18 protein-coding genes are annotated in these 25,383 nt (G+C 43.5%); 4 read left to right on the forward strand and 14 right to left on the reverse strand.

The window, feature by feature from the left end:
* Positions 1–71: 71 nt before the first annotated feature.
* The 3 genes from ACGHAV_RS06980 to ACGHAV_RS06990 are packed head-to-tail and all read right to left on the reverse strand — an operon-like array spanning position 72 to position 3,344.
* Positions 72–1,643, reverse strand: a complete 1,572-nt coding sequence (locus tag ACGHAV_RS06980; protein ID WP_390378639.1) for a diguanylate cyclase domain-containing protein — start codon at positions 1,641–1,643, stop codon at positions 72–74.
* A 1-nt stretch (position 1,644) separates the two neighbouring features.
* Entirely contained in the window at positions 1,645–2,091 is a 447-nt protein-coding gene (locus tag ACGHAV_RS06985; RefSeq protein WP_390378285.1) for a hypothetical protein, read from the reverse strand.
* Positions 2,092–2,099: 8 nt separating this feature from the next.
* Positions 2,100–3,344, reverse strand: coding sequence for a hypothetical protein (locus ACGHAV_RS06990; RefSeq protein WP_390378288.1), 1,245 nt, complete (start codon positions 3,342–3,344; stop codon positions 2,100–2,102).
* Positions 3,345–3,648: 304 nt separating this feature from the next.
* Here ACGHAV_RS06990 and ACGHAV_RS06995 point away from each other — a divergent pair, with 304 nt between their 5' ends.
* Positions 3,649–4,068, forward strand: a complete 420-nt coding sequence (locus tag ACGHAV_RS06995; protein ID WP_390378291.1) for a CBS domain-containing protein — start codon at positions 3,649–3,651, stop codon at positions 4,066–4,068.
* A 39-nt stretch (positions 4,069–4,107) separates the two neighbouring features.
* Here ACGHAV_RS06995 and ACGHAV_RS07000 read toward each other — a convergent pair whose 3' ends face one another.
* Positions 4,108–7,155, reverse strand: coding sequence for an efflux RND transporter permease subunit (locus ACGHAV_RS07000; RefSeq protein ID WP_390378294.1), 3,048 nt, complete (start codon positions 7,153–7,155; stop codon positions 4,108–4,110).
* A gap of 3 nt (positions 7,156–7,158) precedes the next feature.
* Positions 7,159–8,241 carry an efflux RND transporter periplasmic adaptor subunit gene (locus tag ACGHAV_RS07005; RefSeq protein ID WP_390378297.1) on the reverse strand — a complete coding sequence of 361 codons (1,083 nt, stop codon included), beginning with the start codon at positions 8,239–8,241 and terminating at the stop codon, positions 7,159–7,161.
* Positions 8,242–8,407: 166 nt separating this feature from the next.
* Here ACGHAV_RS07005 and ACGHAV_RS07010 point away from each other — a divergent pair, with 166 nt between their 5' ends.
* Together ACGHAV_RS07010 and ACGHAV_RS07015 are read left to right on the forward strand one after the other, a co-directional pair.
* Positions 8,408–9,019: a TetR/AcrR family transcriptional regulator gene (locus ACGHAV_RS07010; RefSeq protein WP_390378300.1), complete on the forward strand. Its 612-nt coding sequence runs from the start codon at positions 8,408–8,410 to the stop codon at positions 9,017–9,019.
* Positions 9,020–9,410: 391 nt separating this feature from the next.
* Entirely contained in the window at positions 9,411–11,489 is a 2,079-nt protein-coding gene (locus ACGHAV_RS07015; protein ID WP_390378303.1) for a TonB-dependent receptor, read from the forward strand.
* Positions 11,490–11,609: 120 nt separating this feature from the next.
* Here the strand turns inward: ACGHAV_RS07015 and ACGHAV_RS07020 are convergent, their stop codons facing one another.
* From ACGHAV_RS07020 to ACGHAV_RS07050, 7 genes are all read right to left on the reverse strand, one after another.
* A complete protein-coding gene (locus tag ACGHAV_RS07020) occupies positions 11,610–12,098 on the reverse strand; it encodes a GNAT family N-acetyltransferase (protein WP_390378306.1) in 489 nt (162 codons plus the stop codon).
* 109 nt (positions 12,099–12,207) lie between these two features.
* Positions 12,208–15,387 (reverse strand): efflux RND transporter permease subunit, encoded by a 3,180-nt coding sequence (locus ACGHAV_RS07025; RefSeq protein WP_390378309.1) that lies wholly within the window; start codon positions 15,385–15,387, stop codon positions 12,208–12,210.
* A 9-nt stretch (positions 15,388–15,396) separates the two neighbouring features.
* Entirely contained in the window at positions 15,397–16,545 is a 1,149-nt protein-coding gene (locus ACGHAV_RS07030; RefSeq protein WP_390378312.1) for an efflux RND transporter periplasmic adaptor subunit, read from the reverse strand.
* Between the two features lie 176 nt (positions 16,546–16,721).
* Entirely contained in the window at positions 16,722–17,711 is a 990-nt protein-coding gene (locus ACGHAV_RS07035) for a GGDEF domain-containing protein (protein ID WP_390378315.1), read from the reverse strand.
* A 116-nt stretch (positions 17,712–17,827) separates the two neighbouring features.
* The gene (locus ACGHAV_RS07040) at positions 17,828–18,445 is read right to left on the reverse strand and encodes a membrane integrity-associated transporter subunit PqiC (RefSeq protein WP_390378318.1); all 618 of its coding nucleotides are present in this window, start codon (positions 18,443–18,445) and stop codon (positions 17,828–17,830) included.
* A 54-nt stretch (positions 18,446–18,499) separates the two neighbouring features.
* The gene (gene pqiB / locus ACGHAV_RS07045) at positions 18,500–20,158 is read right to left on the reverse strand and encodes an intermembrane transport protein PqiB (protein WP_390378321.1); all 1,659 of its coding nucleotides are present in this window, start codon (positions 20,156–20,158) and stop codon (positions 18,500–18,502) included.
* Positions 20,155–21,297, reverse strand: coding sequence for a paraquat-inducible protein A (locus tag ACGHAV_RS07050; RefSeq protein WP_390378323.1), 1,143 nt, complete (start codon positions 21,295–21,297; stop codon positions 20,155–20,157). The genes pqiB and ACGHAV_RS07050 overlap by 4 nt, the downstream gene beginning before the upstream one ends.
* Before the next feature lie 158 nt (positions 21,298–21,455).
* Here ACGHAV_RS07050 and ACGHAV_RS07055 point away from each other — a divergent pair, with 158 nt between their 5' ends.
* The gene (locus ACGHAV_RS07055; protein WP_390378326.1) at positions 21,456–22,637 is read left to right on the forward strand and encodes a hypothetical protein; all 1,182 of its coding nucleotides are present in this window, start codon (positions 21,456–21,458) and stop codon (positions 22,635–22,637) included.
* Positions 22,638–22,640: 3 nt separating this feature from the next.
* Here the strand turns inward: ACGHAV_RS07055 and ACGHAV_RS07060 are convergent, their stop codons facing one another.
* Entirely contained in the window at positions 22,641–23,585 is a 945-nt protein-coding gene (locus tag ACGHAV_RS07060) for an alpha/beta fold hydrolase (RefSeq protein ID WP_390378329.1), read from the reverse strand.
* A 112-nt stretch (positions 23,586–23,697) separates the two neighbouring features.
* Positions 23,698–25,095, reverse strand: coding sequence for an asparagine--tRNA ligase (gene asnS, locus ACGHAV_RS07065; protein WP_390378332.1), 1,398 nt, complete (start codon positions 25,093–25,095; stop codon positions 23,698–23,700).
* Positions 25,096–25,383 lie beyond the last annotated feature (288 nt).

A 25,383-nucleotide genomic window follows, 5' to 3' on the forward strand; every position in this document is an offset into this window, starting at 1 on the left:
TATTCTTTCAACGTTATACGATAAACAAAGGTGGGCGATATTTGCGCGTGCTAAATGTAAGCTCACATTTGCTAACCGGGTTCGGCGAAGAATAAATAGTCTTCAGGTGCCGATACCTTGTTCTGTTTCGCTTTATACATAGCAACATCCGCAAGTTTTATTAGCGTGTTCATATCGCTGGTCATCGATGGGAAGAAAGCAACGCCTACGCTCATAGACACAAAAGTAGGATTATTGTCGTTCTCAAAATAAAAAGGTTGTTTCACTGCTTCGTTAACCTTGGTAATGGCCTTTGTTACAGAGGCTTCGTCATCCGCATGCAGTAGAAGAACAAACTCATCGCCACCCCATCTAATGGCAACGTCATTTTTACGTATGGTGTCTTTTAGTTGCTGAGACACAAACACTAGCACTTCGTCACCAGCATCGTGGCCAAAAATGTCATTCACCGCTTTAAAACCATTTAAATCGATAAGTGCCAATGCAAAGTGGTGCCCTTTATTCATTAGCTTTGCAATAAGCTTCTCGCCACCATTTCGGTTGTATATGCCTGTTAATGCGTCGAAGTCTGCCTGCAGCGCTAGCTTTTGCAACTCTTGTTTTCGGCTTGATATATCAATTAACGTAAGCTGATAAAAGCGCTCACCGTTTTCGGTCAATAGCGGGTTGGCAATTAACTGCACCCACATAGTGTCTACGTTAGCACCTGTGTTTAACTTGAACTCTCCTGTGGCAAACTCGTTTCTTTTGAATGCCTCGTTCAGTGTATTTTTCACAACAGTGGGTTGCTCAAAAAGCTCTTCAAGTAGCTCGCCGTAATCTTGCCTTACACCCAGCCCAATTTTTTCGACAAGCTCGTTAAACGCTTTGTTTCTAAGCTCGATAAATCCGTGCTCAGTCATTAATACAATAGATGACTTTGCATTTTCAAAAAGCATTCGAAAGCGCTTTTCTAAAAACTCTATTTCTTCGCGCAATTGGCGCTCTTGCGTAAACTGTTCTTCTACCTTGCCCAACAATTTGTTGGTGTCTTTTACCAACGTGCCTATTTCGCTGCGTTTGTGATAGCGCGGTACATTGATACGCTGTGATGTGCCTGGTTTTATCTTATTAAGCGAACGACCCACTCTTAGCATCGGCGCAATCGTAACGTAATAAGTAATGACCAATGCGACAAAAGCTACAACCAATGAAGACATGTAAAGCGAAAAGCTATTGTCGACACTAATTTCACCGGCTTGCTTAATGATGTAATTGAAGTCGGGATAAACGTTGACTTCAGCCAATGTGTCTTCGGGAATAAACGGGTGACGCACTACAAAAACACGAGGTTCAGTGTTTCTGTTTATTGCGTTTGTAACGTTGACTTGGTAATACAGCGTTTCGCTTTTGATAGATGCTGCGAGAATTTTATTACTCTTCACCAAACCATTTATCGCTTCTTTAGCAAGGTCTTCATCTTCCAAAAACGCAGCAATCGACGCCGTAGCAGATACGGTTTCATACAGCTCTTTAATATCACTGTTGGCCGCACTTATTTCTTTTTCGAATGTGGTGCGATAGAAAAATTCGGCGGTAACAATAACAACGAGCACCGATGCTGCAACAAGAAAAAGCGAAAAGCGAACACCTAAACCATGCACATTAATCAAAACGATATACTACCTTCATTTTATCAGTTACTTTCGATTCGTAAATATAGGCCAGCGCGGAACTATCGTTGTTAATACGCTGTTCAACATCGTCTAACGTTTGTTCAACAGTCGGTGGCTTCGCTCTACCTGAGAACTTCAAGCGCGACCAATAGGCATTGACACGGGCTAGCGGTAATCCTACCAATGCCTTGTAAAATGTTTCTTTTAAATTACTGTCTTTTTCTACGTCGATTGGCGTTGCGCGTTCACCATTTGGAAATGCAGAGTATTTACCCATGTATAAATCAATAAGCCCTTTTTTGTCTATTGATTGAATGGTGTTGCTCTGACTAGTTACAACAACAATAGTTTCCTGTGCGTACGCAAACTTTGTGCATGTCAATAACACTAAAATACCAATAAAAAGCATAGTGGAGCAGGTTGTAAATAACTTCATGTCTACTCCTAAAAGCTAAAGCTTAGTCCTAGAAACAAAGTATGTGCAACGCTCTCTTCTCCATTTATGACGAGGTCATCACGTGCTCGTAAGCCGCCTCCTCTTTCATCTATATCGGTACGTTCAATTTGTGCTTTAAATGCTAAGTTTTCTTTTAAATCCCATCGCCAACCTACAGAAAATGATTGTTGGCTATGAGCTAGAGAGTTTGCAACCTCTTCTGCCAGTGCGGCGAGTTGCAACGTGTTAGCGTTTATAGGGAAGTCAGGTCGCTCTTCGCCTATGTAGTAAGCATCTGTATCGGCAAACGAGTAAAGGGCGTAAAACGTGTGCGCACCATAAAAATAGCTTAAATTAAAGAAGCCGTTTATCGAATGGCGTAACCCAATAGAGGTAGAGTCAATATGCGATAGCTCACCCGATAACTCCCACTCACCCAAAAATCGGTTAAAGTATAGAGAGGTATATTCAATGTCAGCGCCTTCAGTTGACAACTCTCTTGCATACACAGTTGCACCGCTCCAAATTGGTTGTAATTGCGCTACTGATTCTGATGCGAAATTAGCCCCAGGTGATGCATTCTCGGCTTCGGTTTTGGTGTGCTTAAAAGCAACGCTCCAGTCAAGGGCGGTTAGCTCAATGCCTAAGGTGTACAACTTGTCGAACTCTATAGGAACAAAGTCATCGCTAGTGAAGTCACTCTCACCTTTCCCAAAAAAGGCTTTAAGCGACAACTCGAAATTATCGTAGGGTTTTAAATAGGAAACGTCTGTTCCATCTAAGCTCCTGCTCGGTACAATACCATAAACTTCCGTCGGTACTTTTACCCATGGATAGGCAATTGATACATCCCGTGTATCGCTAAAGTGAAAAATATCTGCTGCAACTCTTCCAGCTCTTAATTGCCATGACGGCGAAAGCTGGTAACGCAAGAAGGCCATTTGCGTTACTGAGTCGAGCTTTTGAAAATCTTGGTCGCGATATACAAACTGGCCCACGAAGTCGAGCTTATCTGTAATACGATAATCTATTTGAACACCAATTGAGCTCAACGGCCTAAAAGCAAAGCCGTCTTTTTTCGCCTTAGCGTCTTGTGAACGGTCGTTTCGAAACTCAAAATTGTTTGTGTCAGCTGTTGCAGTTGCAATGGTTCCGAACCCACTAATATTAAGTCTTTCTTGTTCGGCCGAAGCATTAAATGCTGCCATGCCGCTGCAAAGTAGTGCGATTGCCGAAAACTGCCCTTTAATCATTCATACTTACCTAAGATGAAAAACATCATTAATTGTTTCAATAGTTTCATACCGTTAAGCATTCAACGCAGACTAAAGAATAGTAAAGATTTGAGAAATGGAAAAAGGTTAGAGCGAGAAAGCACGCAATTTAATTTGATATGGCGCAAAGAAAACACCGAGTAAAGAACAATAAGAAATGGGGGGGCTTGTAAAAAAGTACACTCATTTCTACGCTATTAGTAAAGTACACTCATTTCTACGCTATTAGTAATGTGTTAGTCATCTTATGTAAGCTATTACTCTATAAAGGATAGAAGTGATAATGAGCATTTCACAAATAATGTCTACCCGTGTTGTTAGCGTTCATATGGACGACAGTTTGCAGTCGTTACGCGAGCTGTTTGCTGCTACTGGTTTTCATCATTTAGTGGTCGTAAATGACAACGTACTTAAAGGTATTATTTCCGACAGAGATTTGATGAAAGCGGTAAGTCCATTCGTGGATACTATTAGTGAGCGCATGCTAGACCGCGCCACGCTTGACAAAAAAGCCCACCAAATTATGACGCGTGAGGTGATTACCCTCACATCAAACGATTCCATTTATACTGCTATTACACTGTTTAACCAGAATAAAATTTCTTGTATCCCAATAATAAACGAAAAAAAGCACCCAGTAGGTATCGTAAGCTGGCGCGACGTCATGAAATACATGCAGTCGCGTATAGAGGCAAAAAGATAGTACGCACTGGCAGAAAATTTTCGCCGCCAGTGCGTTTTTTCAAGCTTGGCTGTTTCTATAACTTACTTTAAATAGCAGGCTATAGAGCACAGGCACTGCAACTAACGTTAATACTGTCGCAAATGCTAGTCCACCCATAATAGTTACCGCCATGTCTGCAAAAAATGCGTCGAACAACAATGGTGCCATACCCAGTATGGTTGTGACAGCTGCTAATGCCACAGGCCTTACACGGCTAAGAGTTGCTTCTACAATAGCGCTGCGTATTGCTAACCCTTCTTCAATTTGAAGATCGATTTCTTCTATAAGCACAATGGCGTTTTTAATCAGCATGCCGAACAAACTTAGGAAGCCAAGTAAAGACATAAAGCCAAACGGCATATCAGTAGACAGCAAACCCGTCACTACGCCGACAATGGCCATAGGTACTACTAACCAGATGATAAGAGGCTGACGAGCACGACCAAATAGCAATACTGAAATAATAAACATCACCAAGAAGCCTGCTGGCAAACCTGCGCCGAGTGCTTGCTGTGCTTCACTTGAACTTTCAAATTCGCCACCCCATTCAAGGTGATATCCTGGGGGGAGTGGAATAGCTTCCAACTGCGGGCGCACGCGTGCTAGTGCTTTTGCTGCGGTCTCATTTTCTCTAGGCTCTGCTTCAACAGTAATGGTGCGAAGTCTGTCTTTGCGATGTATGCGCATTTCTTCTGTCATTAACTCAAGGCCATGAGATACTTGAGTAAACGGAACATATTGACGTTGCTGCGACGACCAAACCTGAGATTCGCGAATTGACTGGAGTTCATCGTTTTCAGCGTTACCCATTTTAGCAATAATGCTGTAAGCATAATCACCATCTTGCACAGTACCTAGCTGTACGCCACTGCTGGCATATTGAACGGTTTGACTAAAGTCGCTGTGTGATACGCCCGCAATACCGGCATTGTAGTTGTCGAACTGTGTATTAATTGCAAAGCCTTTCTCTCGCCAGTTGTGTCTAATGTCTATGATATTACCGTCTGCATACAGTTTTGCTTTTGCTTCTTCGGCAAGCTGGCGAAGCACTTCTGTATCTGGGCCAGAAAAACGCGCTTCTAACTTCGCACCTGAGCCTGGGCCAAACTGCATGCGTTCCATATAGAAGTTGGCGTCTAAATCTAAATCGTTTAGCTGGTTGCCAAGCTGAGCTTGAATTGACGGTATTGCGTCTAGTTCATCAGCTCGCACAATAAAAAACGCATAATTTTCATTTGCACTCTTTGGAGAGTAAGTAAGCGTAAATCGGTCGGCGCCCTGACCAACAAACGTGGTTACTGCAGTTACATTATCTAGCGCTAACATACGCTGCTCTGCAGCTTTGGCGATGTTTTCTGTGGTACGAATATCGCGGTCTTGTGGACCCCAATAATGCACGAAGAAAAGGGGAGCATTCGATGGTGGGAAGAAGCCTTGCTTCACCATACCAAAGCTTCCGTATGCCGCGACGGTAATTAACCCTAGTGTTCCAATAGTCACCCAGCGCAGTTTTAGTGCACCAAGCAACGTACCTTTGAACCAACGCTGCATGGCAGACGGTTTTGTGTTACTCGATTGGGAAAGCCCTTTGCGGTAAAAATGTGCGCCCAAAACAGGTACAAGCGTAACTGCTAGCACCCAGCTGATCATCAAAGAAACAAGCACTACAGCGAACAATGAGTAAAGGAATTCACCGGTAGCATCGTTCGATAACCCAATACCAGAAAATGCGGCAATGCCTATCACTGTGGCGCCCAGTAACGGCCATTGCGTACGTTTAACAATAAAGCTTGCAGCTTCTTTTGCTGTTGCGCCTGTGGCCATACGAAGCATCATACCTTCAGCAACTACTATGGCGTTATCTACAAGCATACCCATGGCAATTACCATGGCGCCTAGCGAAATACGCTGAAGCTGAATACCCATAAGCCACATTACTAAAATAGTACCTAACACGGTTACCAATAATACGGAGCCAACAACTACGCCAGAGCGCCAGCCCATAAACAAACATAGTGTTAGCGTTACCACAGCAACCGACATAATAAGGTTGTTTATAAAGCCGGTCACTGACTCATCAACCACTGAAGCCTGGTCGTATATTGGAGTAAGCGTTATGCCGACAGGAAGTTGCTTTAGCAAAGCATCAACCTTCCCATTCACTCTTTTACCTACATCAACAATGTTAACATCAGTTAACGCCGACACACTTAGCGTAAGGGCTTCTTCCCCGTTGTAGCGCACTAGTACAGGCTGTATATCGGCTGGCTCTAACTTTAACGTTGCCACGTCAGCAACACGCAAGGAGCGGTTGGTGCCGGGTATGACCACAGAAAGGTTGGAAATCTCTTCCAATCTATCGGGGGCCCGTTCAACAATTAGACGTACGTTCTTTTCATCCACCTTTACGCGCCCGCCATTGAATGGACGCAAGTTATCCTCAAAAAGCTTTGCTAAGTCTGGAAAAGAAATGCCTAAACCGGCCAGTTGATAGGGGTTGATATAAGCTACGATCTGCTCTTTTTGTACACCCGTAACATTTACTTTGGCAACACCGCTGGTGGTTAACAAATCGCGTCGAATAATACGTGCAAACTCGCGTAGTTCTCGAGTGTCAAAATCGGGGGCACTTAACGCGTAATACAGTCCGTAAACGTCACCAAAGTCATCGAACACAACAGGAGCTCTAGCGCCAACGGGTAAAGAGCTTTGAATATCTCGAAGACGCTTGCGCAGTTCATCCCACACTTGAGGTAATAAACTACTGTTGTAAGTACTTTTTACTTCAACTGTAATTTCAGAACGACCTGGCGATGAGACCGAAGTAACTTCTTTTAGTTGCGGCATTTGCTGAATCGCAATTTCCAGCCTTTCGGTAACCTCTCGCTCTACTTTTTCAGCACTGGCGCCAGGGTATGCGGTATATACTTTTACTTGTTTGATAGTGAAAGCGGGGTCTTCTAGCCTGCCTATTTTAGACATCGCAAGCATGCCGCCAAGTAGCAGTATAACTACCATAAGCCACACGTTTACGGGTTTGTCGATGGAGTAGCGTGCAATATCCATAAACTACTTTTCTCCCTTATAAGGAAGCACTTTCATTCCATCACGCATTTGCGCTGCACCAGCTGCCACCACACGTTGGCCAAGTTCAACGTTACCCGTTATTACCGCCAGCTTGTTTTCTATATGCTTAACTTCAACAGGTGTTTTTATTACCGATTCAGACTGGTTGTCGTAAAGCCAAACGGCAAAGCCATTATCTTCATTGCCTACTAACGCTTTTACCGGTACCACAAACCCATCGGTAAATAGTGTGCCTTGCAAACCAACTTTAACCACTGCTCTTGCGCCTGGCGTAAGCGGTAACTCTTCTCTTGGCGCCATAGCGAATACTACTTCATAAGTTTGAGAGATTGGATCGGGCTGTGTAGAGTGCTCTACATATTCCACCGCGTACCATTGGTTTCGATTACTTGCCAATGTTGCACTTGCTCTGTCTATTCCCCTTCCTAAATTAGCCGTCACCAAACGCTCGGGAACGTTAATGTTGAAATAAATTTTTGATACATCTTGAAGCCGCGCGATGGGAGTGCCCGCTGATACAAAGCTATTGTTTTCAACCAACCGTTGCGACACTTTTGCGTCGAAAGGGGCGTAAAGCTGCGTATAGCTCAAATCTTCTTGGGCGTTTTTCAAATCAATAACGGCAAGCTCGTAAGACGTTTTCGCTGAGTCTAAGTTACTTTGTGCCACTAAGTTTTGTGAAAACATTTTTTCAATTCTATCAAGCTCTCGCTTGGCTTGATCAAGGCGTGTTCTAGATTCTTCAACACGTCGCTCGAAGGGTTTTCTATCAATAGTGGCAAGCAGTTTTCCTTCTTTAATATCGCTTCCTGTCACTAGGTCGGTTTGCACAAGACGACCTGACACCTCGAAACTTAAATCAATTGTCTTTACAGCCGATACGACCGCTGGAAATGTAAACTCGTCGAATTCTGGAATAGTGCTTACTGTTGCTAGTTTTACATAGCGCGGTGATGCAGGCTTTTGCTCTACTGCTTCTTCCGTTGTGCAAGCGCTTAACGAGGTAAGCAACGTAATTGAAAGTAGGCTGGTGAACAGCGTTTGAGATATTCGTGTTATGGACATGATGATTGGGTATCCATTTATATTGATAAAAAAGGAGTTACTTAACATACAGATTACAGATAAATAATCGCATAAAGTAAACTGGTGAGTGCATTTTAGTGTCGTCGCATTGAAAAGTAAACTGTTCGGTGTAAAATGACGTTGGGTTTTATTAGGGACATGTCTTATGACAGGCACTACGCGCACACGCAGCGACATTAAACGTGAAGCCATAATTCAGGCTGCCACGCAGGCTTTTCAAGAGTTTGGAGTGAATGGCACAAGCATGGATAAGCTAGCAGAACTGGCGAATGTATCGAAGCGAACGGTATACAACCATTTTTCGACAAAAGAAGACCTAGTAATGCATCTTGTTACTCAGCAATGGCAGAGTGCAATTTTAAATACCAAAGCAGACTACGACAGTAACGCGCCGTTGGACAATCAGTTGGTAGCGCTAATTCTGCAAGATATTGAGTTTATGGTGAGCGAGTCTCACTTAGATTTAGCACGCGTTGCTATTGGGCATTTTTTCTATAAGCCCGAGAAATTAAAAGACGAAGTTGCCCAGCTAAAAGCCCAAGAAACAGCCATGCACCGCTGGTTTAAAGACGCTAAAGCTGACGGTAAGCTTAGTTTTGATGAGTTGGACCGCGTTGTTGATGAGATTGACAGTTTAGTGAAAGGGCAGTGCTTTTGGCCGCAGCTATTTAAAATTGAAGAAGCACTAAGCGCTGACGATCAAAATAAGATAGCGACAAATATTGCGGCGCTTATATTAAGTCGTTACGCAACATGAGCACAAAGTAAGCAGCGCAACTAGCGCATTTTATTAAACCGCACTAACAACATTCATTTACTACTTTTTTAATAAAGTATAGGTCATCACTAACTCACCTGTACTTTTGCGCTTTCTTCCACTGAATCACCCTCCGTATAACTTCTTCCTTTGCGCATTTATGTCTCTCATTTTTGCCTTTTCTCAATGAACTCCCCACCAAAGTATAAAAAATATGACTTTACCTCTCGTCAAGATAGGAATTTTTCTATATGATGCCAACCGAAAATAACAACGATTCTTATTAGCACTTAGAAAGCGGGTTCGGTTCACTCACTCAACGAGCCATTTTCAACGCTTTTCTAAACGCCACACGAACATATTTGAAATGTTTAAAACTTGGAGATGAAAATTGAAGTTTAAACTTACCAGTATTGCTACAGCCGTATTATTGAGCCCTGCAGCGCTTGCTGTTGATTTAGAAAACATCGAGCGTGTAACCATCAATGGACAGTATCTGTCGGTAAACCAGTCAAACTCAATTAAAAGCCCTACACCAATCATTGACGTGCCGCAAAGCTTGTCAATCATGACATCTGAAGAGATCACCGCCCGTGGTATCACAAGCGTTGGTCAAATTATCGATTACATGCCAGGTGTAAATACATCTCAGGGTGAAGGTCACCGTGACGCGGTGGTATTTCGTGGCGTGCGCTCTACCGCAGACTTCTACATTGACGGAAACCGCGACGACGTTCAGTACTACCGTGCATTATACAACGTAGAACAGGTAGAAATTCTGCGTGGTCCGAACGCGCTATTATTTGGTCGTGGCGGTACTGGCGGTATTTTTAACCGTGTATCTAAAAAAGCACAAGTGGGCGAACAGTTTGTAAATTACAATGTTTCAGCAAACACGTTTGGCGCTTACAACCTACAACTAGACACAAACATTGATACAGGCGATGAGTCTGGCGTGCGCATTAACGCAATGTACGAAAGCCTAGATAACCACCGTGATTTCTTCTACGGCGACCGCTATGGTTTTAACCCAACTGCGCGTTTCCAACTTAGCGACGATACTATTGTTGATTTGTCTTACGAGTATATCGATCACGAGCGCTTTATTGACCGTGGTATTCCAACTGGCGCAAACGGCGAACCTGTTGAAGCGTTTGAAGATATTGTATTTGGCGACCCAGATAACAACTACCAAACACTTGACGCAGATGTATTCCGTGCCAACCTTCAACACACGTTTTCTGATAACCTAAAAGGTAACTTCAATGCCTTTTACGGTGACTACGATAAAGTTTACGCTAACTTTTATGCTGCCGATTTCAACCCAGAAACAAACGTAGCAACCCTTGATGGTTACATCGATACAACGCAGCGTGAAAATCTTATTTTGTCTGCAAACCTTGTGGGTGAATTCGCGACAGGCAGTATTGAGCATACGGTGATCTTTGGTGGTGAAATGATTAACACCAAGTCAAACCAAGACCGTTTTAACCCAGTGTTCAATATAACCCGTAACGATAAAGAAGCGTTTAACGTAATGCGCCCACTAAGCTTCCGTGGCCTTCAAGGCGTAAATGCAAATGGTGAGAACATAACAACGGCTTTCTCTGCACTTAACGACGATACGCACGTTGACCTAGATGTTTACTCGTTCTATGTACAAGATGAAATTGCGCTATCTGAAAACTTCGACCTAGTACTAGGTGCACGTTTCGACAGCTTCGATATTGAAGTATTCAACGTTGCAGCGGATGAGCTTCGAAACAGAACTGACGAAGAAGTATCTCCACGTGCAGGTGTGGTTTACAAGCCTCAAGAGAATATCTCGATTTACGCAAGCTACAGCGAGTCTTTCTTACCGCGTTCTGGCGAGCAATACGCGAACATCAACGGTGACGCGGACCGTCTTGACCCAGACACATTTACTAACCAAGAAATTGGTATTAAATGGGACTTCATGGAAGGTTTAAGCTTCACTGCGGCAATCTTTGAGAACGAACAAGTATCACTTGATAACGATCCGAACGACCCTGAAGGTTTTGTTGAAGTTGATTCAGACGTGTCTGGTTTCGAGCTTCAGCTTCAAGGTTATGTAACAGAGAAACTTCACGTTACTGCAAACTACAGTAACCTTGACGGTGAAAACTCTGATGGCGTAGCACTACGTGAGCTACCAGAGAACACGTTCTCAGTGTGGGCAGCGTACGAAGTTAGTGACGTATTTGGTTTTGGTGTTGGTGCAACGTACCAAGATGAGAGCTTCATCTTGACCGCTGATAATTCACCAGTACTACCTAGCTATTTACGTGTTGATGCATCTGCATATTATGACATTAATAGCGACATGCGCTTACAGCTAAACGTTGAGAACCTAACTGATGAGCTTTACTTCCCGAATGCTCACTCACGTCACCAAGCAACAGTTGGCGCACCAATTAACGCGCGTCTTTCATTAATTGGTTCGTTCTAACATTTATTAAGCCTAGCGTTTAATATTGAAAAGCCATGTAGTAATACATGGCTTTTTTTGTTTCTGTGAGCTAGTACTGCGATTATGTTTAACGTTGCTACTGAGTATAAAAAAGTAACGTTAGCCGTTGTTAGCAAAGTCGATTAACGTTTGTCCGTCCATACGATAGCCTAGCCATTCACTTTTAGGTTTTGCGCCAAGCGATTCATAAAAATCGATAGCAGGTTTGTTCCAGTCTAAAACGCTCCACTCAAAACGCCCGCAGTTGTTCTCTACTGCAATCTTCGCTAGGTGCTGCAATAATGCTTTGCCTGCACCCATACCACGAGAAGCCACAGACACATAAAGGTCTTCTAAATAAAGCCCGTTTCTGCCTTGCCATGTTGAGTAATTAAAGAAATACACAGCAAACCCAATTGCAGAGCCATTGTTTTCGCACATTACACAGTGTGCCGTTGCGTCAGGGCCAAACAGGGTGTTGTGCAAGTCTGCTTCAGAGGCCTCAACTTCATGCTCGGCTTTTTCATAAATGGCGAGCTCAAGAATAAACTGGCGTATTTGTGCAATATCGTCAGGTGTGGCCTTTCTAATCGAAACCGCGTTAGTCATGAGAGTGTCCTTTTTCTGTGGTCAAAAAAAATCAGCCTTGTGGAAGGCTGATTTTGACATTTAAAAACGTTATCTACGCTAAATCAAAACGATAAAAGAGTATACCCGTTTAATCAACAGCGCTACTGGTTTGTGGTGCGCCGCTCAGCGTGTCGCTACTTGTATTCGACGATGCTTTACGTTTTGATACCGTGCGCTTTATGTAAGAGAACGGGCCACGTAAGTCTAGTAAAATAACATATAAGCACGGCACTAAAATAAGCGTAACCAATGTGGCGTAAAGTACAGCGAAACCTAACGCAACGGCCATTGGAATTACAAAAGCAGCCTGTAGACTTGTTTCAAACATTATTGGCAGTACGCCCGCGAAGGTTGTAATAGAGGTAAGCGTAATGGCCCTAAAGCGTGCCGTACCTGCTTCTACTACCGCTTCTTTAACACTGTAACCCTGTGCGCGTCGCTGATTCACAAAGTCTGTCATTACCAGCGAGTCGTTTATTACCACACCGGCAGCAGCAATAAGGCCAAATGTAGACATCATCGAAAGGTCGAGGCCCAATAGGTAATGGCCCCAAATTGCGCCGGTAAGACTAAACGGAATCACCGACATAATTATAAGCGGTTGGCCATAACTTTTTAGCGGTACCGCCAGAAGAATGTATACCATGATCATAGCGGCTAGGAAGAACAGGATTTGCTCGTTTTGTTGCGCTTGCTGTTCTTCAATGTCACCACCTAGCTCTGTCATTACGCTAGGGAATTGTTCTTGAAGTTGTGGAAGTAGCTTCTCTTGAATTTCATCTACAACCTCATTTGGCTCAACTTTTTCTTCGTCGATGTTACCCCAAACGTACACACTGCGATAACCACCTTCACGGCGAATGTAGCTAATACCTGGCTTCTCCTCTAGAACAACAACGTCGCCTAACATTACATCCTCGCCAGAAGGCGTTTTTATCAAGGTGTATTTAAGGTCGGCAAAGCGTTCGCGAGTAAGCTCTGGGTAACGCACCATCACGCGTACTTCTTCACCATTGCGAAGTACTCGCTGTGCTTCGCCACCATAAAAGCCTGCACCCACTTGCGATGCCACACTCGACAGCGTTAAACCTAAGTCATAAGCTACCGGTAGAAGTTTCATTTGCACTTCTTTGCTAGGAGGGTCAATGGTTGAACTAACGTCAAATAGCCCTTCTTGCTGCTGCAGCATTTCAATAAATTTAAGGCCAGCAGCATTTAACGTATCGATATCTGGACCAAACAGAAGGTACCCAAATTCACCGTCACCATTGCCATTATCACCGTTTACATCGTCAATAACGGTGAATGACTTCATGCCGGTAATTTCGGGTATTGCAGCACGCCAGCGACGTGCAAGTTCAAAGGTATCGATAGGGCGCGCATCTTCGTTGACCAAAGGCGCAAGAATACGACCCTCTGAGCGACCGTCGTTGAAGACCAAACGGTCTCTGATCATGCCGGTGCCAAATTCGTTAATGATGTCTTCCTCAACATCTAAAATTGTTTGTTCAACAATTCTTAACGCGTTAATGGTAGTCATATCAGACACGTTTTCATTCATTTCGATGCGAACGCTAGGGAAGTCGTGAGGCACTTTAGGGTTAGGCACCATGCGCACATAGTTCGCGTTTATTAAGCCGAAGCTAAGCATAAGTAGCGCAATAAACATCATTAACACCGCCCAACGCCAATTAATTGCCCGCTCAACGGTGCGTTTATATGGGCCGTTTACAAAAGCAAAAAAGCGTTTGTTGAAGCGAGAACGCCAGCCGTTTGGTTTTACTTCTGAAAACGTAGTGTGGGCAATATGCGCAGGTAAGATAAGCTTCGATTCAATTAAACTAAAAACCAAGCATAAGATAACCACTACAGCTATGTTGTAAAAGAAAGCGCCTTCAGGACCACTACTTAACGTAAATGGCGCAAATACCGCTATGGTCGTTAACACCCCAAATGTAGCAGGGGTTGCTACACGCTTTGCACCACGAATAACGTTGTCTATGCCGCCGCCTTTGCTTTCTATTTCGGTGTAGGCGCTTTCTCCTATAACTATGGCGTCGTCTACCACAATACCCAGTACCATAATAAACGCGAATAGCGACAAAATATTAATACTTACACCAAACAAGGGCATTAGCATCATCGCACCAAGGAAACAAACTGGAAGGCCAATCATTACCCAAAGTGCAAGTCTGAAGCGTAAGAAAAGGGTGAGCATAAACGCAACTAATACAGAGCCCTGCACTAAGTTAGACAGCATCATGTCTAGGCGAGCATTAAGGTAGTAGGTCATATCTACCAATATCTCTAGACTAATGCCTTCAGGTAAGGTTTCGTTCTTTTGTTCAATATAGGCTTTAACCGTTTCAGCAACAGGAATGGTGTTTTGCGTTTTAGTGGCTTTTATTGCGATATACATGGCATTCATGCCGTTGTATTTAAAGTAGCGTTCGCCTTCAACAAATCCGTCGTTTATATAAGCAACATCACCTAGCGTTACACGGGCACCACTTGCACCAATCTTAACTGGGATCTGGCGGAATTCTTCTCCGCTGTAATATTGATTCTCAACGCGAACCGACACAATGCCTGAATTAGTGCGAAGCTGACCCGCTGACATATTCGCTGAATAGTTATTAATGGCGCGCGTGACATCACTAATATTCAGCCCGTATTTACGCAGCGTATCTGGCTTAATTTCAATGGCAATCTCATCATTCGGCGCGTTTACCGTCACCAAAGACACTGAACCTAATTGTAGTAGTTCGTCTTCCACTTCTTTTGCCAGTACTTTTAATTCGGAAAGGGGAAGGTCACCCACTAGAGGCATTTCAATAACTTGCTGCTGAAACTCCACTTGCGATATGGTTAAAGGCTCCATATCTGCGGGAAAAGTAGCAATACTGTCTACGCGCAGCTTCACTTTATCAAGAACATCGGTAAGTTCAGCTTTGGTGTCAATTTCAAGCGTTACCGCACCGCCACCACGTCTTGCTCGGGAAACGGTTCGCTTTATTTCCGTTACATCTTTAAGCGCTTCTTCAACCTTTATGAAAATACTTTCTTCAATTTCCTGAGGTGAAGCTCCGGGGTAACTTGCTTCTACATTAATGTAGTTAATTTCGATGTTGGGAAACATCTGGCGCTGAATGGTGAAATAGCTAGCCACACCCATAATGATGATAAAAATCATCAACAGGTTTGCGGCAACTGAATTGCGCGCAAACCATGCAATTAAGCCAGTTTGAGGATCGTTTTTATTGTCCATGACAGTTCCTTAGTCTGCTTTCGCTGTCACAAGATCAGAAGTGTTTTTAATCACTTTTACCGCCATCCCATTTTGCGGATACTCGGGTAGTGACATGACCACTTTATTAGGGTTGAACGACCCTTGAATTAGGAAGTCGCCGTTTTCTTCACGTACTACTTTCACCTTTTGCGACTTTAACTTGTTGTCATCGTCAAGTGTCCATAGCAAACGGTTGTTTACCAACTCTTGAGGAACACGGTAAACATCATTCAGTGTTTTACCTTCAAAAGAAATCGTGCTGTATGAACCAAACTTAATCACTGGCTTGTTTGAATGAATGGCGTAGGGGTCTTCAACGCGAGCTACGAAATAGCTCATACGGGTATTGTTGTCTATAACACCAGTGTCACGATGGATTGTGCCTTTCACCTTTGCTCCAGCCACATCATCTATTTCAATCGCAATGTCACTGCCAATAGTGTTGTCGGCAAGAAATATTTTGTCGAAACCGGCAATAGGGAAGGTAATTTCTGCATATTCAATATTGTTAAGCACAGCAACCGCTGTACCTTGCGATACGTAATCGCCTGTACTGATATTACGCGATACTACCAAAGCGTCGTAAGGTGCTTTTACTTGACAGTTCTCTAAGTCGCGCTTGGCAATTTTAAGCTGTGCTTCTGCAGATTTAACACCAGCCTGTGCGCTCATTACTTGAGGCTTTCTTAAGTAAAGGTCGGTGACTCTGGCGTTGGGCATGGTTTTGGCTTCTTTAGCCGCCACATCAGCTTGCGCTTGTTCTTGAATTAGCTGTGCTTGAGCACTGGCTAAGTTTGCCTCTGCTAGCAGTAGTGCTGCCTCGTAGGCGTCTGGTTCAATTGAGAAAAGCACTTCGCCTCTTCGAATCAATCCACCGCTTACAAATTTAGGGTTCCAGCTTTGTACTTCACCTGAGACCTGAGCAGCCAAATTGGTTGTTTCAAGTGGCGTAATTTCACCATAAGAGGTTAATTGAACGCGAATATCCTCAGGTGAAATCGATTCAACAGTAACAGTGGGGCGAGTGTCTACTTCGTCCGTTATGGCGGAATCGTCAGCAGATGCCTCAATACCTTTCATACCCAAGTAACCAAATAGCAAAACGCCGATTGGAAGCGCAACTTTCATCCATTTCATAACTGCTTCAACTTTAGTCGTAATATCTGTACATAGTGTAGCGCTAAAGTGTTTCAGATATACAGTCTAAATGTAACTAAAGATGAGTCAATTTTGTGTAAAGATGAATAATCGTGATGAATTGTTATGTTTTTGAGATAAACAGAGCAAATAGAAATGGAAATGAGCGAAAAAAGTTAGGTAAGTGACGATGCACTACACACTTTGTTTCTTCCTGTGTCTTTCGCGTGATAAAGCGCTTTGTCGGCTTGCTTAACCGCGTGTGACAGGGTCATTCCTTGATTTACTTCACACACGCCAAAACTGCTTGTTACTTCAAGCTTTTCACCGTTAATCACTAGTGGGTTGGTATTTAAGCAGTTGCGAATTTTTTCAAGCGCTTTAACGGCATTTTCCTCGTTGGCGCCTACAAGGATGAACAGGAATTCTTCGCCACCCCATCTAGCAAGAATGTCTTCGCTGCGAAGTTTCGATAAAAACGCTTTTGAAATTTGTCTAAGTACCTCGTCTCCATGCTCATGGCCTAGGGTGTCGTTAATATTCTTAAAGCGATCGATATCAGCAATGGCGATGGCAAAAGGCTGTTTGTTGCGAAGAAAACGCGCATATTCATGTTCAAGATATTCCTGCCCACCTCGGCGATTGAGTAATTGCGTTAAGTGGTCGTGTTTTGCTTGTCTTTCAAATTGTTCTTTCAAGTAAAGTGCGGTGTCATAACTTTTCTGGCGGCTAAATTCATAAAAAGCAGACAAGAAAGATACGGTAAGAAAAGAGTACAGAAGACGTGTTTTAAAAGCGTAAGAATACTGTGTTAATAGCAACATATCGTTATATGTAAACATAATTAATGCGCATACTACGGTATAAGCAATTAGGGCAAGCAGACCGCGTACGAAGCCCGCAAAAAACATGGTTACCGGTGGTACAAGGTAAATCCATAAGGGGCCAGTGTTGTCTTTGCCGCCAGTAATGATGAGCAAAAGGGTTAATATCATTAGGCATGATATAAGTAAGCTTATAGAGGTTGTTCGTGCTTCTTTTGTGGGGACTCGTACTTGCAAACGTTGAGACACAGCAAAAACTACACTGGCGACCAATAGGGTTAAAGCAAGCCCCATTTCATTGGCAAACAAAGCACGAAAACCCAGAACAAAAGTTATACTCATGCCCACTGCAGCAAACAGATTTACTACAATTATTCGTCGATTAGTCTCGTCTTTGTAGTGGCAGTTCACTCCACTTAAAGCGTAGTTTTTAAAATTACTTATCATTGTGCAGGTGGTTACATTGTTTCTTTTATTTGTTCGCTTAACTGGTTTAGTGTGGCTCGCATAGCCTTAATGCTTGCTTCAAAGCCATCATGGTTGATGGGGGCTTTAAACATAAATGATTGATGCATTGCGTCAGAGTCAGCAGCGGTAATAACATACTCACCGCTTAAGATAACCTCTCCGCCATATGTGCTTACGAAGTCGTTTATTAAAATGCTTATTCTATGGTTAGCTGCAGGCACTGAACCTCTTGCGTAGTCGGCTTGCTTAAGCAGTTTAACGCCTTTTGAGGAAAGCGCGCTACGCAGTACTTTCACTATGCCTTCTTCGACCGGTTCAGCCCATAAATGCGTTGTTGATATGTGAATATTGGTTTCACTTATCTGATATACGAGGCCGCGCTGTTTTAAATATTCAGGTATCACTAATTTATCTATTTTTAGCAGGGCAGGCGTTTGATTGGCTTGCGCGTTAGCACTGTGGGTTGCTGATGTTGAATGCAACAAATAGTAATGTAGTGATGACGAAGAGCTTGAACATCCACCCATAAATAAAACTAACACGCACAAGAAACCAGCTAGTCGCCATCCGCCTACTTTACTGTCGAATTTGCTCATTGTTACGTTCATTTTTTAATCCATTTTGGTCTCTGTGCTGCCATTTGAAGGCAGCGCAGACTATCGTTAATCTTTTTTCGCTTTCGCTTTCGGTTGAATGTCAATTTCATCGCCTGGCGAAAAAATCAAACTATTGGGCGTTTGATTCAGTTTCAATAGTAAAGGCTGAATGCTGCGCATAGTTTCTTGCAAAGTATCAACGGTTTCTTTAATTTCAGATTGATTGAAACCGCCTTCACTGTAATTTTTCAATAGGCCATCAAGACTAACTAGCACCTGATTAAGGTTACTGTTAAGCGCTTTGGCATCTATCTCTTCAATCAGTAGGTCAAAATCGCTGCTGGCGGTTTCAACCGACTCTGCCGCAAGCTTCATATCTTCCACAGCAAGTTGTACATTTTCCACCATCTCTTTTAGCGGAAGCTGGTTAATCTTATCTAAAATGGCGTCCGCTTTTTGAGTGAGCTGCGTAAACTCGTTGCTAACAGTTGGAATAACCTCGTAGCCATTTATTACCTGTATCATTCCTTGGCTGTCTTCATCAGGGAAGTGCTGAAGATCAACAAAAAGACCACCGGTAAGCACGTTACCCATGCGCAGCGAAGCACGCAAATCGCGTGCTAACCAATTTCGAATGGTTTGTTGTATAGCGTTCAGCCCTTCTTGGGTATCTGGCTGTCGCGCTTTTCCCGGGTAAATGTTGATCAGTACTGGAATGGGGTAGTCGCGCTCAAGCACGTTGCCTTCTACTGCAGCAAATGAGTTGATGGCAGTCACATAACCAATTTCTATACCGCGATATTCAACAGGTGCACCAACGGTAAGTCCGCGTACGCTTTCATCAATAAGTAAAAGGTATTCAGCGGCCACCTTAAAGCGGGCATCCGACGCCGCGGCACTATCTTTATAGATAGTGAATTCAGCGTTCTCTGTAACCAGTTCACCTTTTGGCACGTCTTCTGGAATACCAAATGTAATGCCGTTTGCCAACAGGGTTTCTAGGCTTCCTGTTTCAACAGTAACGCCGCTAGATTCCAGCAGAAGTTTAACGCCGCTCACATCCCAAAAGCGCGTGTTGTAGGTAATAAGCTTGTGGTACGGCGCTTCTATGAATGCGTTGTAATAGACAATTCGCTCGTCAATATCGAAGGTGGCGTCTTCAAACTCACCCACTTTAAACCCTTTATAAATAATTGGATCGCCAGGTTTATACGCGAATTCATCATCGCTTTTAAGCATCACGTGAAGGCCTGGTGTGCCTTGGGGCGTCACTGGTGGGCGCTCTAAGGCCGTAAAATGCAACTGTTCTTTGCCTTCATCTTGTGCTGACATTGCAATGTAGCTGCCAGATAAAAGCGTGTTTAGCCCTGATACCTCTGAAAAGCTAATTCGGGGCGCAACGACCCAAAATTCCGCATGCTCGTTTAATAAATGCTCTGCACTGGCATCAATGCGTGCAGTAACTAATACACCGGTTAAATCGGGCTTAAGTGTGATTTTCTTTACTTGCCCAATGTCTAGATCGCGTATTTTTATTGGCGTTTTGTTTACTTCTATACCGGTGGCCGATTGTAGCTCTATCGTAATTAGGGGGCCCTGATTCTTCCATTGGTAGTACACCATCCAGCCGCCTACTAACACCACCAAAATGGGAATTAGCCAAATACGTGATACAGACGAAGTGGGCTTTACGTTAGCTTCAATTGACTTTATGTCGTCGGTCATTTTTCTTGCTTCCACTGCTGCCAAATAAGTCGCGAGTCAAATGTCATCGCGGCAATCATTGTTACAAAAACTACGGCACAAAAGGCAATAGCTGCCTGGCCAGGGTGAATAGATAGCGTGCTTCCCATTTGAATAAGTGCCACTAGTACAGCTACCACAAAAACATCAATCATAGACCATCTGCCAATGGCCTCGGTAATACGATAATACTTTATGCGAAGCTGTTTTGAATTGGTTTTCTGCTGCTGAACTGAGTAATTCAACCAACAAAGAATAACTATTTTAGCCACTGGAACCACTACACTGGCCACCAATATCACTATTGCAACTGGGTATGAGCCCGTTTGCCAAAGGCTTATAACGCCGCCAATAATGGTGTTTGGCGTTTGTTGGCCAAACAGTTCCGTGTGCATAATGGGCAGCACGTTCGCAGGAATGTACAAAATACATGCTGTTAGCAATAAGGCCCAGGTGCGCTGAATGCTTACATGGGCTTGTTGTTCACTTAACTGCTTGGGTTTTGGTGGCACGCCTTCGGCCAACCACATTGCGCATTTTATCGTATCAAACTGCGCAATACATAGCGCGGTGAATGTAGAAAACCCAATAAACGCATAAAACGATAGGCCAATGGCTACATCGGCAAGTTCAGTCACTTTGATAAGGCTAACCAATGTTCCGACCAGAAAAATCTCTGCCATACTCCACGGCATTAGCGTGGTTACCATCTGTAAAATACGCGGAAGATATGATGGACGGTGATTGCGATACTGTGCCAACGATAACCATAATATTCCCATTAAAACCATTCCCGGTAATAGGATGGTGGCTAACCCCGTAACAATGGCAAGCGACAAATAATCTTGTTGAATAAGTACAGCAATGCCTGATGGTAAGTCGATGCTATGCTTTTGGCCACTGGCTTTAAAGGTGAGGAAGTTAAACGACAGTGAAAGCAGCAGTAACACAATGGCACTGAACGAATAAGCAATCATGTTTTCGCTCGAATTGTTTCGGTGTGAAACCAACGTGTGATTGCAAACTGGGCAAACCGCGCGCTGTCGATGTGCTAAAGAAGGGATATGTGCAGACGTATGGCACTGTTCGCAAACAAGCGTTAAGTTTTCAGAATGCGTCATAAAAATTCGTGTGCCACTTGTTCAACGTGTAATATCCAAGGTATAACTTGTTGATTTTAAGACTTTACAGCATAGCGCATTGTTGGCGTGTCGGGAAGTAAAGCGCGCCAAGCACTAGAACATACAAAAGAAAAACGAGCATTAAAGCGAATTTGATTATGGAAATAACAAACGGTATACGTACTCTTTACCTTAGTGGTAAAAACCAGGGAAGGCGCTTTGTATCAAAAAAGAGCGTAGGTGTGGTTCGATTTTGGCGAAGTCTTAACTTCGCACAGCGTTGCTATTTTTCTGCCACTTGCTTGTTTGCACTTTGGCTGTATTTTGATATCAACAGTGTAGCGTTCGAACTGTTGATGTTTAGCTTTGTGCTGGTTGGTGTGTTCAAAGAGACATGGCCGAAATTTATGTTGGTGTGGAATAGTTTGCCCGGGAAAGCTGCTATTTTATTTGTTTACGCTGTTATCGCAAATTTCGCGCTTGCATCGGCGAGCGGCATGGTTAATGACGTTACAGGTGTATCAGCTTCAGCTTTGCCCTACAGTCACAATTTCGCCCTAATTTTGATGTTGCCGAGTTGGTTTTTTCTTACCTCTACACTCCTTTTATTTAGTGCGATCATACTCACGCCTTTATACCTCCTTGTTTTGCTTCTGCTCAAGCCTATTGGCATAAAGCGGGTTTGGCATCCGCCTGAATATCGGTTCGTTTTCACCACAGCTTTCGTTCGATACATCCTTACTTGGGGAGTTTTCTTAAAGTTAATCGTTATCGCATTGCAGTTAGGTATTGTTGAGCCTGTAGCGGATAGTGACGAAGGAGAGGTTGTAACTATTGATTATGCTGCAGGAAAGTTGGCAACAGAGATCTTGCGAAGTGAAGAGGGGGAAGTGGCGGCTCTTAATAAACAGGCATCTACTGAGCCTGTACTTGAAAGAGAGCCCAATAACTCGTCACAGCAAAATGCTATTACAAAAGCTCAAGCGTTAGCCAATGTAACAGATACTTCAAAACAAGATGAAGTGAGGCAAACCATAAAACAAATAAACGCTGACGCTAATGAACTCAACAATGAGCTTGACGATGTTTTAAGAGACGCCGCTGAAAAAAGTAAATCTTTCCGGCGCATGCAGCGTGTAGCGTTGGCACACTTTATTTTCGAGTATGAAGCGGATGCGCGCTCCCGTTGTGCGCATACTGAAAGCAGTAGAGTTATAGAGCTTAACGACTATGAAATACTTCAGGTTACGCAAAATAAAGACGAAACCAATGAAATCGGCTTCGATTATCAGGTGCTCGCATGTAAATCTGCTGCAATTGGCTTAGGTGAGAACAAATAAATTTTATTCGTTAATAAAATCAAGTACCGGTGAAACTGTTATTTGCGGTGCCTCTTCGTGAGGCACGTGGCCAAGTTCATCGAAAATAATGAGGGAACTGTTAGGGATATCTTTTTCGAATCGCTTGCCCAGTTTTAGCGGAATTAGTTTATCTTTTGCTCCCCACAATATGAGTGTGGGTATTGTTAATTTAGGCAGTGATTTGCGAAGCTCACCAGGCTGTGTTTGCACAAAACGCTCTTTTATCGCGGCGCGATTACCTTCGCGAAGCGTTAGCTCATAGTACCTATCTACTAAGTAATCGGTCACTAAAGCAGGGTTACCAAAAACGTTCTCTACACTGCTTCTGATAACAAATTTAGGAATAAAATTCTTAAGTAATAGCTTTGCAAGTTTATTTTGTGAAAGCTTAAATGCAATAGGTACAGACTCCGCTTCGTAAGGGTAGCCAGAAGCGTCCACTAGCACTAACTTTGACACTCTGTTGGGATAACGTACGGCAGTTGCCCAGGCAATGTAACCGCCCAGGGAATTACCGGCAATAATGGCTTCTGAAACTCCTAGACTGTCGAGTATCCCTACCACATAGTTTGTGTATTGTTCTATTGTGTAGTTGTTGTCAGGTTCCGGGCCGGTAAGGCCAAATCCAGGCAGATCAAAACGAATAACTCTGCGCTCATTTTTTAACTCAGAAACCCAGCCATCCCAGGTGTGTAGTGATGCACCAGTGCCATGGATGAGAACAATTGGTACAGCCGAATTATTGGCACCTTCATCACTAACATGCACACGAAGCCCGTTAACATCAACAAATGAAGACGTCTTGTACATCCACTTGGAGGTCAACTGCTCCACTGGAATGTCATCTACTGAATGCATTTTTACAAATAAGTAACCGCCTGCCGTTAGAACAATTAGCGTGACTACAACAATTTTAAAAATCTTCATTATTTTACTTTTAGAATTATTACTAACGTTAGTGATACTTTTTTGTCAAAGTTACAAAAAATCCGCGAACAGCAAAACTGGACGCGGATTTCTTAATAGCTCAACAAACGCTTTAGAAGCTCGCGTTGCCAGGTGTACGTGGGAACGGAATTACGTCACGTACGTTTTGCATGCCGGTTACGTATGCAACAAGACGCTCGAAACCTAGTCCGAAACCTGAGTGAGGCACGGTGCCATAACGGCGTAAGTCGCGATACCACGCGTAGTCTTCTTTCGATAAGCCCATTTCTTCAAGGCGAGCGTCGAATACATCAAGACGTTCCTCACGTTGAGAACCACCGATGATTTCACCAATGCCCGGTGCAAGTACGTCCATTGCAGCAACTGTTTTACCGTCGTCGTTAATGCGCATGTAGAACGCTTTAATATCTTTCGGGTAGTTCTGCATGATAATTGGCGCGCCAACGTGCTCTTCGGCTAAGTAGCGCTCGTGTTCAGACGATAAATCGATACCCCATTCAACAGGGAATTCGAATTCTTTACCGCAGTTTTGCAGAATCTCGATAGCGTCTGTGTAGTCCATGCGCACGAAATCAGAGCTGACTAACTTTTCTAAACGCTCAATTGCGTCTTTCTTAATACGCTGAGCAAAGAACGCCATGTCGTCTGGTAGCTCTTCAAGTACCGCTTTACATACATATTTCAGCATGTCTTCAGCAAGTTGCGCTACGTCTTTCAATTCGGCAAAAGCTACTTCTGGCTCAATCATCCAGAATTCTGCCAAATGACGAGAAGTGTTTGAGTTCTCGGCACGGAACGTAGGGCCAAACGTATATACTTTCGACATTGCGGTACAGTATGTTTCAACGTTTAGCTGACCAGAAACTGTTAGGTAAGTCTCTTTTCCAAAGAAATCTTCAGAGTAGTCAACGTTGCCTTTGTCATCACGAGGAATGTTCATCATATCTAATGTAGATACGCGGAACATTTCACCTGCACCCTCTGTATCGCTTGCCGTTAAAATAGGCGTTGAGATCCAGAAGTAACCTTTCTCGTGGAAGAAGCGGTGAATAGCCTGAGATAAACAGTTACGCACACGTGTAACCGCACCGATAACGTTTGTGCGAGGGCGAAGGTGTGCGTACTCACGAAGATATTCGATGCTGTGACGCTTTGCTGCCATTGGGTAGGTGTCTGGGTTTTCTACCATGCCCAGTATTTCTACGTCAGTTGCATCAATTTCAAGCGACTGACCTTGGCCTTGCGACTCTTTCACGGTGCCTGTTACAGACAGCGAGCAACCTGCAGTCAAGCGCTGTATATCAGCATAATTAGACAAAGAATTAAGCGCAATTACCTGAACAGGATCGAAGCAGCTACCGTCATGTAGCGCTATAAATGATAACCCGGCTTTAGAATCTCGGCGTGTTCTTACCCAACCTTTTACGGTTACCGATTCGCCAACGGCGTACTTACCCTTAAGTACGTCAACTACGGGCGCATGCGTCATGTTAATTTCTCCGTCTTACAAATTTTATTGTTGTTGCTGGTATTGAGACATATTCAACAACAAAGTGCAAAATGCACGAAACTGTTTTTTTTTAAATCAATGTTTTTAAATTGTGCTGCCGATATCTAAATACATGATGAGTGTGGCATTTTTTTGCGTTTACGGCTCAGACCGTTCGGCACATAATCGAGTACGATGATATGGTGGTGCAAAAATAAACAAAGGACACAATTTACTAGCACGCTAGTATACTCAACCGTAAGCGGGATGCCAGAGAACAGAGTGACA

Source organism: Alteromonas sp. MTD1, from assembly GCF_042848195.1.
Classification (GTDB): Bacteria; Pseudomonadota; Gammaproteobacteria; order Enterobacterales; family Alteromonadaceae; genus Alteromonas.

What these genes read in the sequence shown, in the direction of transcription:
- pqiB (WP_390378321.1), bottom strand. Translation starts at nt 20,158, where the DNA reads ATGACCGACGACATAAAGTCAATTGAAGCTAACGTAAAGCCCACTTCG.
- ACGHAV_RS07030 (WP_390378312.1), bottom strand. Translation starts at nt 16,545, where the DNA reads ATGAAATGGATGAAAGTTGCGCTTCCAATCGGCGTTTTGCTATTTGGT.
- ACGHAV_RS07055 (WP_390378326.1), top strand. Translation starts at nt 21,456, where the DNA reads ATGGAAATAACAAACGGTATACGTACTCTTTACCTTAGTGGTAAAAAC.
- ACGHAV_RS07020 (WP_390378306.1), bottom strand. Translation starts at nt 12,098, where the DNA reads ATGACTAACGCGGTTTCGATTAGAAAGGCCACACCTGACGATATTGCA.
- ACGHAV_RS07040 (WP_390378318.1), bottom strand. Translation starts at nt 18,445, where the DNA reads ATGAACGTAACAATGAGCAAATTCGACAGTAAAGTAGGCGGATGGCGA.
- ACGHAV_RS07060 (WP_390378329.1), bottom strand. Translation starts at nt 23,585, where the DNA reads ATGAAGATTTTTAAAATTGTTGTAGTCACGCTAATTGTTCTAACGGCA.
- ACGHAV_RS06985 (WP_390378285.1), bottom strand. Translation starts at nt 2,091, where the DNA reads ATGAAGTTATTTACAACCTGCTCCACTATGCTTTTTATTGGTATTTTA.
- ACGHAV_RS07050 (WP_390378323.1), bottom strand. Translation starts at nt 21,297, where the DNA reads ATGACGCATTCTGAAAACTTAACGCTTGTTTGCGAACAGTGCCATACG.
- ACGHAV_RS07035 (WP_390378315.1), bottom strand. Translation starts at nt 17,711, where the DNA reads ATGAGTATAACTTTTGTTCTGGGTTTTCGTGCTTTGTTTGCCAATGAA.
- ACGHAV_RS07000 (WP_390378294.1), bottom strand. Translation starts at nt 7,155, where the DNA reads ATGGATATTGCACGCTACTCCATCGACAAACCCGTAAACGTGTGGCTT.
- ACGHAV_RS06990 (WP_390378288.1), bottom strand. Translation starts at nt 3,344, where the DNA reads ATGATTAAAGGGCAGTTTTCGGCAATCGCACTACTTTGCAGCGGCATG.
- ACGHAV_RS07005 (WP_390378297.1), bottom strand. Translation starts at nt 8,241, where the DNA reads ATGTCCATAACACGAATATCTCAAACGCTGTTCACCAGCCTACTTTCA.
- ACGHAV_RS07025 (WP_390378309.1), bottom strand. Translation starts at nt 15,387, where the DNA reads ATGGACAATAAAAACGATCCTCAAACTGGCTTAATTGCATGGTTTGCG.
- asnS (WP_390378332.1), bottom strand. Translation starts at nt 25,095, where the DNA reads ATGACGCATGCGCCCGTAGTTGACGTACTTAAGGGTAAGTACGCCGTT.
- ACGHAV_RS07010 (WP_390378300.1), top strand. Translation starts at nt 8,408, where the DNA reads ATGACAGGCACTACGCGCACACGCAGCGACATTAAACGTGAAGCCATA.
- ACGHAV_RS06995 (WP_390378291.1), top strand. Translation starts at nt 3,649, where the DNA reads ATGAGCATTTCACAAATAATGTCTACCCGTGTTGTTAGCGTTCATATG.